The organism is Gluconacetobacter entanii, assembly GCF_013155425.1.
In the GTDB taxonomy this organism is placed as follows: domain Bacteria; phylum Pseudomonadota; class Alphaproteobacteria; order Acetobacterales; family Acetobacteraceae; genus Novacetimonas; species Novacetimonas entanii.
In genome coordinates, this window is record NZ_JABJWD010000007.1 from 21,234 (window position 1) to 27,476 (window position 6,243).

Below are 6,243 nucleotides of genomic sequence, written 5' to 3' on the forward strand. Positions count from 1 at the left end.
CTGGATGAGTGACGCGGTTCTCGCCTGCGTGGTAGAGTATGCCACAGACCAGCAGGACAGAGGGCGGAAAATGCGCAGGCCACGGGACATTGATGCGGAACTGAAGGCGCTTCAGGAAAAGGCAAAACAGCTTAAGGCGCAACGGACCCTCCAGCTCGGCGAACTGGTCGAGGCGACGGGAGCCGATACCCTGTCGATCGAGGCGCTGGCCGGGGTGCTGCTTGCGGCTGTCGAACAGGCGGACGGCAAACCAGAAGCCGTCGCGAGGTGGACCGAACGGGGGACGGCGTTCTTTCAGGCTGGCGCAAAAAAGGGCGGCCGGAAAGGAACCGGAAACGATCAGAACGGAGCTTCTGGCGCTTGAAAGACGGATCAGGAAGCAGGAAGCCCTGATCCATCGCCATCAGGCACGAAAGGCACGCACCGACATGCGCGACTGGGCGAAGGCGCGACGGGAACGCACCCATCATCTGATCGAACTGGGCGGCCTGGTCCAGAAGGCGGGACTGGTCGATCTGACCGATGATGACCGCGCCACCCTGCTCGGGGCCTTCCTGGACATTGCGGCGCAGCTTCAGGGCGGCAATGATACCACTCCGGTTGATCTGAAAACGCGCTGGAGACGCGCGGGGCTTCATGCCTTCGACAGGGACCGGGAACAAGGCTGACGACAAAACACGATCATCCAAAACGGACAGACTGTAATCTCGGCCACAGAACAATTTTACGGCCTGGAAACTGACCACCACAGACACTTCAAGAGGATACCTAATGGCTCCAGAATACCCTTCTCCAGAATGGTTTTCTGATAAGATCAATCGCCATCAATGGATGTGGAATCTGAATGCCCGGTTTGTTTCACGGGCAGCAAAGCGTGTGACCGATACGGACGCTCTGGTCTTGCTCAATGAGGCGATCAATCTGGAAATAGCGGAAACGGCTGCCAATCTTCTACAGGAAGGTGTGCCAGAAAAAATCGTCGCTGATTTCGTTATGGCTTACAGTCAGACACAACGAGAAGAATTACTGGATAATGTCTGCGATTACGCATGGCGGATTTCTGCTCCTGTCGCTGCCACGAAACACGAGGCGATGAAGACATGACCATGACGGACCTTTCCGACGAACGGGCTGCCAAAAGGGATGCAATCCGCAAGGCACGCAACAGCATGAAACCCGCAGTCCCGGCCGATCAGGTCCTTGCTCTTCTGGACGCCGATCTGGCCCGGATTCAAGCCGCCATTGACGCCCTCCCTACGCCTCGTCCCACGGATTGATGAGGGTGATACCGCAGTTGAGGAAATCGCGTATATTCCGTGTCGCAAGGGATGCGCCACGGGACTGCGCGATGGCCGCGATCTGTGCATCAAACTGACTGATGGGTTCTCCGGCGTGCCGGCGTCGGGAGGCGATCTCAGCATAAACACGAGCTGCCTCTCCGTCGAAAGGCAGGATACGGCCGGAGAAATCCTCTTCGAACATGGCACGGGCGGCCGCGATCAGCAGATCCCGTCGTCGTCCTTCCGGCAGCAGTGCCAGCCCATACAGGATCTCGGCCTGGGTAATGGCCGTGATGAAGAGGGTCATCATGGATTGACGGGACATCCAGGCCAGCACCGCCCCGTCAGGCCCGGAGCGCATCAGTTCGGAGAGGATGTTGGTGTCGAGAACGATCACACTCCGAAATCCACGTCCCTGATGGCCTCACGGGACACGGCAGGCAGGTCTACCCCGCCCAGCCTGGCAAAACGCTGGTGAATGGCCTGACCGGCATCTACCCCCTGAGAGACTTCAGCGGAAAGAGCCGAGCGCAGGATATCGCGCACCTCTTCCTCCATGGAACGCCCATGCTGTGCTGCGCGCAGACGAAGCCGCTGCTTGAGACTGTCGTCGATATTGCGGATGGTCATGACGGCCACGGGAACCTCCATTAGGCAATGACAGCATTGTAGTCATTGACTGCGTACTTTGCAATCATCAGGTCGGATTGGGGTATTTGAGGGAAGAGACGAAATCCCGCACCAAGCTGAAAACGGAAGCGCAGATCCAAACTGGCCTGAAAATCCAGACGGAAACAGAACGCGGGAACGATTTCTCATTCCCGCGCTGAAGATTACCAGTAATATTCGTGGGGTCGCCGGGTTCCGGTATACGGAAAGACCGCTTCGACAGGATCGAGGTGGCCCTTGATGACCAGGCGGGCAATATGCCTGTCATGATGACGGCCAGGACGGATGTCGTGCAGATGGCTGTACCAGTTTGGAGATTCAGAGGCATCACGTGAGCCTCCATAACCACAGCGATCCGGCCGATTGGCCCAGCGATGGTCCCGGCCGTGTTTTCGGCTGTGATGATAGGTGCGAGACATGGGAGTTTCCCTCCATGACGCGCGGAATGATTTCCGAGCGTACCTACATCGCCCGATCTCCTGTGTTCTGGTTGTTCATTTACCCCTGACCACCGGTGTAAGTCTTGCCTGCAGGGTCATGGCCGCAATCATGCCGGAACGGCTCTCATGGGATGATCTGGCAAGTGCATCCAACCGCTCCAGAACGCGTCGGGGAAGAGAGATATTCGCCCGTTCCACCCGGTCATCGAGGACGGCCGGGTCAATGGTGACAAAGCCCATTGTCCAACCTGCATAATCTGGGTTGTTCTGGATAGCATCGAGCGTGCTGGGAGAAGGGACAGCGTCTCCGGCATCCAACGTGGCGTCGATCCATGCCGCAGCAGCCTCTTCCGCATTGGAAATGGCTTCATCGAGTGTATCGCCTGCCGAAAAGCAGCCGGGAAGGTCAGGAAAGACAACGCCAAATGCCGTTGTCTCGCTGCCCCGTTCGATAACAACCGGATAGCGCATGATGATCCTCCTAAAGACCCGCCTGTTTGCGGATGGCGGCAACCAGACCGGTGCCCAGATCCTTTTTGGGATGCGGGACAACCACGATCCCTGGTCGCGATGGATGCTTGAAGACGTTGTGTGAACCGCGCACGCGATCCAGCTTCCAGCCTGCCTTTTCCAGCTCCCGGATCAGATCGGCACTTTTCATTTACACATCATACACACGACATAATTCCTGTTCAACAGAAACCATATGATGTGGGATAGCGCGCCAAAGGCGTCCTGTGGGAGCCTCTGGCCGTCGCTACTGCGAACCCGCTTGAACTAGAACTGGGGTGTAAGGCTTGGTGGCTAACCTTCGATCAAAATCTTAATTTTTTCCGGTGGAACGCCTAACGACTTGCTCAAAGCAGTTTTAGCTTGAGCGATCGTCAGATTTTCATAAGGTTCGGATTTTTCGTTATTTTCATATATTGGTTCAAATATGTTTGGATTGTCCATAACAAATCGAACCTTCAAAAACTTTTCAAGCGCTATAAGTTTTTCAGTCTTCGGGAAAAATACCCCTAGCGTGTAGTTCCTTACTGCTTGGTTAGAACATTCCAGAACCTCTGCAATCTCTTTACGGCTGACATGGCGTTTATCCATTGCCGTTTTTAACTGTTCTCCAAAGGATTTTTCAAGTTTTCCGCGTGCTTCCTTAGCCATTTTTGTTTCCTCAAATTGTTTTCCTTCAAACCTAATATAAACCCTAGATTAAAAATTCAACAACAAAATAATATTTATAGGATCCACAGAATGCATTTTATGCATCCTATCTTCACTCTCACTTGGAAATGCCCTGAATTCGTCCAGCAGCTCTGCCGCTTTCTGTTAGCTGGCATACCGCTAACGTACAGATACCGATTGCGACGACTGGGAAGCTTGGAAGAATGAAGCCACACGTCAGTCCCTCGCCCAGGTAGAGGCCGGATTGGTGATCAGTACGGAAGCCATGAAGGCATGGGCAATCATTTCATTGGCTGTGATCTCTCCGCGCTGGCGTGCATCCATAATTGCGGTAAGCGCCCTGGGAGGCCACACAAAGCGCAATTCCCGTTATCGCCCTACAAACTAGCCGTCACACAAGATAACGTCTGTACGGACATCCTGTGGCGTCTGGCGGACATACTGCGACACGTGAGCTTCTGAATGATCGCCTGAACTCCGGTGCGTCTAGAGCACATTACGGTCTTGCCCGGTTCTTCTGGTGTTGCAGGCGTCGGGCGAGCGCGGAGCGGGAGCCCCGTAGGGCGCCAAAGGCGCCGACGCGGGAGAGGATGATGCTGGTGGAGAGACGATGTGGGAACGCATCGTCAGATTATGATTTCGCGCCGTAGGCGTGTCTGCTTAGCGCAGCCCTGAAAGGGCGAGCAGGGGGATGCCGGGTGGGAGATCGCGCATAGCGCGATCGGGGCGGCCGTAGGCCGTGAGCCGGCGGGGGCGTAGCCCCCCCCATGACCTTTTTCAAGCAAAAAGATGCGTAAAAGCACATAGCGGTTTCAGGGCTATGTGACCGGGATCGGGATATACCGTTGGGTCGGGAACGGAGCTGCGGTGGCGACGGTCGATCACTCTCCCATTCGCGGGTTGATTACCGCAGGAACGCATGTCGTCGCGGCCTACCTCGGACTAAGAACGGGCGTCGGGATAAAACCGGCCCAGGGGGCTCTCGAGGATTGCCTGACCTTCGGCTCCGTCCCCGGCCGAGCGGGGACATGGGGCGGAGACTATGGCTGTGTCAAAGTAACCTCCCGACCAATTGCCCAGATGAAGCCGCATAGTTCCCGAGCGATGGCAGTCACGACGACCGTCGGTTTTTTGCCGGTTGCGCTCAGCTTACGATAACGCTCGCACAGGCGAAGCTGGGCTTTCCATGCGATATCCCGTATTGCCTTTGCCTGTTTAGCGACGACCTGAATTTTTTCTGAAGCGAGGCGTGGAGGATAGCGATAGCTCCAGGCAGCTTCTACCAGTACACGTCGTGCTTCTGCATTTCCAGCTTTGGTAATACCGCCTCTCCAGATACGACTGCCGCTGGACTGTTCTGAGGGGACCAGGCCAAGGTAAGCCATCAGTTGGCGTGGTGTTTCAAAACGCCCGAGATCTCCGATTGTGGACATGAAGATAACAGCAGACATCGTATCAAGACCACGCATGGCCCGCAGAGCATCTACGACGGGTGCCATCGACCATTCCGCAAGCATTGTGGTGATCCTGGTTTCAAGTTGTTCCCGGCGTTCCTGCGCTGCCCAGACGGCCTCAACGTAATCCTGAAATACGATCTGGTGCGGCTTTTGCTCAAAAGTCTGGAGGCCAAGCCACGTTCGGTGACGGATGGTCCAGTTTTTCTTGTTGGGGCCGTAAATACGACCATGACGAAGGAGAAAGGCAAGGCATTGTTGTCTGGCACGGGTCAGTTGGGTTGCTGCGTCCATACGGGCACGGACGAGATCCCGGATTGCTTCGTGGACCGGGTCTGGCACCCAAACAGGTGTGAGATTGCCAGCGCGATGCTGGATTGCCAGTTTTTGAGAATCCCGCCGATCGTTTTTGATGTGATCGCCCGGTTTACGGGCAATCAGGCTGGGAGCAGCAACCAGACAGCCGTGGCCTAGCTCCAGTATCTGGCGGTATATTCCGTAGCCGCATCCACCCGCTTCATAACAGAACTCCAGCTGATGGCCATTTTTATTCAATCGTTTGGCCATTCTGGCGATGTCGGTTGGCGTATTGGGGATTGTTCCAATGAAACAGATGGTTCCCATGCGTCCCTCTTCAGCCGTTGTGACTGAAATGGTTTCCTTATGCACATCAAGTCCGACATATAGCAGCTTACTCATGATCTTCTCCGCTAATGGATTGATCGTGTTCTTCTGATGCTATGCCCAACGCAGGAATGGGCTGGATGTCTCTCTAAAGGTCATACGGACTAAGAGGCGGTGATTTAGATCGAAATTTTAAGTCTTATATTTATCCACAATTTCGTTAGAAATTATCGGACAACTACCGGAAAAACCTATCGGTTTAGATAACGGGAATCATATCGGTTTTAGGGGGGTGGTGATTGCACCGTGCCTATGGGTGGTGATTGCACCGTGTCTACGGGTGGTGATTGCACCGTATTAGGGTGGTGATTGCACCGGGATAACTTTTCTATTCACAGAGAGAGGCCTTCTCCTAGAAACAGTGGCAATCGCACTATTTTTTGGTGGCTTTGAGCAGAACAAGAGGGGTGGTGATTGCACCGTGCTTTCAGTGCCGCCGCAAATGAGGCCATCGTGTGGAAAGTACGCTAAACAACGTTTAGCATGAACAGTAGAAGAACGTCTGGGTAGCGTGATCTTGTCTGAGGGCAAGTC

At 54.8% G+C, this 6,243-nt stretch carries 10 protein-coding genes; 3 read left to right on the forward strand and 7 right to left on the reverse strand.

Features of this window, described 5'->3' with window-relative positions; translation table 11 throughout:
- Positions 1-4 precede the first annotated feature (4 nt).
- The 3 genes from HNH97_RS02010 (at position 5) to HNH97_RS02020 (ending at position 1,104) form a co-directional block, all read left to right on the forward strand.
- Positions 5-364, forward strand: coding sequence for a conjugal transfer protein TraD (locus tag HNH97_RS02010; protein ID WP_171789707.1), 360 nt, complete (start codon positions 5-7; stop codon positions 362-364).
- A gap of 64 nt (positions 365-428) precedes the next feature.
- On the forward strand, positions 429-668 hold the full coding sequence (locus HNH97_RS02015) for a conjugal transfer protein TraD (RefSeq protein WP_039732543.1): 240 nt from the start codon (positions 429-431) through the stop codon (positions 666-668).
- Positions 669-771: 103 nt separating this feature from the next.
- Positions 772-1,104 carry a hypothetical protein gene (locus HNH97_RS02020; protein ID WP_039732544.1) on the forward strand — a complete coding sequence of 111 codons (333 nt, stop codon included), beginning with the start codon at positions 772-774 and terminating at the stop codon, positions 1,102-1,104.
- Between the two features lie 150 nt (positions 1,105-1,254).
- Here the strand turns inward: HNH97_RS02020 and HNH97_RS02025 are convergent, their stop codons facing one another.
- The 7 genes from HNH97_RS02025 to HNH97_RS02050 all read right to left on the reverse strand — a co-directional run bounded on the left by HNH97_RS02025 (position 1,255) and on the right by HNH97_RS02050 (position 5,724).
- Complete coding sequence (locus tag HNH97_RS02025; RefSeq protein WP_039732545.1) at positions 1,255-1,677, reverse strand: type II toxin-antitoxin system VapC family toxin; 423 nt, start codon at positions 1,675-1,677, stop codon at positions 1,255-1,257.
- Positions 1,674-1,931: a FitA-like ribbon-helix-helix domain-containing protein gene (locus tag HNH97_RS02030; protein ID WP_039732546.1), complete on the reverse strand. Its 258-nt coding sequence runs from the start codon at positions 1,929-1,931 to the stop codon at positions 1,674-1,676. Before HNH97_RS02030 ends, HNH97_RS02025 begins: the two co-directional genes overlap by 4 nt.
- Before the next feature lie 182 nt (positions 1,932-2,113).
- Entirely contained in the window at positions 2,114-2,368 is a 255-nt protein-coding gene (locus HNH97_RS18260; RefSeq protein WP_320442941.1) for a hypothetical protein, read from the reverse strand.
- Between the two features lie 75 nt (positions 2,369-2,443).
- Complete coding sequence (locus tag HNH97_RS02035) at positions 2,444-2,860, reverse strand: type II toxin-antitoxin system HicB family antitoxin (RefSeq protein ID WP_048883758.1); 417 nt, start codon at positions 2,858-2,860, stop codon at positions 2,444-2,446.
- A 10-nt stretch (positions 2,861-2,870) separates the two neighbouring features.
- A complete protein-coding gene (locus HNH97_RS02040) occupies positions 2,871-3,050 on the reverse strand; it encodes a type II toxin-antitoxin system HicA family toxin (RefSeq protein ID WP_019087453.1) in 180 nt (59 codons plus the stop codon).
- 143 nt (positions 3,051-3,193) lie between these two features.
- Positions 3,194-3,550: a helix-turn-helix domain-containing protein gene (locus tag HNH97_RS02045; RefSeq protein ID WP_110581363.1), complete on the reverse strand. Its 357-nt coding sequence runs from the start codon at positions 3,548-3,550 to the stop codon at positions 3,194-3,196.
- A 1,061-nt stretch (positions 3,551-4,611) separates the two neighbouring features.
- Positions 4,612-5,724: an IS110 family RNA-guided transposase gene (locus HNH97_RS02050; protein WP_081749528.1), complete on the reverse strand. Its 1,113-nt coding sequence runs from the start codon at positions 5,722-5,724 to the stop codon at positions 4,612-4,614.
- Positions 5,725-6,243 lie beyond the last annotated feature (519 nt).